The sequence below is a fragment of the Ligilactobacillus ubinensis genome, assembly GCF_024160875.1.
In the GTDB taxonomy this organism is placed as follows: domain Bacteria; phylum Bacillota; class Bacilli; order Lactobacillales; family Lactobacillaceae; genus Ligilactobacillus; species Ligilactobacillus ubinensis.
On record NZ_JAIULA010000051.1, the window covers coordinates 1 to 713 of the forward strand.

At 38.3% G+C, this 713-nt stretch carries 1 protein-coding gene; it reads left to right on the forward strand.

The features are described 5' to 3' along the window. A partial coding sequence (locus tag LB941_RS12300) for a transposase (protein WP_253362271.1) occupies positions 1-713 on the forward strand: 713 nt, incomplete at both ends.

The following is a 713-nucleotide window of genomic DNA, read 5'->3' on the forward strand; positions in this document are numbered from 1 at the left end:
AACTTAAAGAACGGCGTGATAAGATGCTTGAACATCAAGCACAACAAGTGGTTTATGGTCAAAGGAATAGTTACTCAAAAACTGACCATGATGCCACTTTTATGCGGGTTAAGGAAGATCCAATGCAAAATGGTCAATTAAAACCAGCGTACAATGTTCAAATTGCCACGAGTAATCAGTTTATTACGGGATATCAACTTTTCCAAAATCCAACTGACACAAGAACCTTACCAACATTTGTTAACCATTTGAAGATTAATGATATGTTAGGTACTACCATCGTTGCGGACGCTGGGTACGGTTCCGAGAGTAATTACCGCTTCTTAGAAGATGAATTTGATCAGCATACGGTACTAATTCCATATGGCACAATGCTTAAAGAAAATAGCCGAAAATGGCGGAGTGACGACTGTAAAGTGATGAACTGGGATTATTATGAAAAGGATGACTATTTTATCAATCCACAAGGTGTCCGTTTTAATTTCAATGCTTATCGTCAACGGACTGATAAGTATGGTTTTAATCGCGATTTTAAAGAATACGTCGCCGAAAAATACGATGATAATCACCAACTAATTACCGCTGCTTTAACACCCAAAGGAAATCTAAAGCGCATCTCTGTGAATGAGAATTGGGAATACTTTAAAGCAAAACAACGTACTTTACTTTCAGCTCCAGCGACTGGTCGGATCTATGCACAACGCAAGATTGAT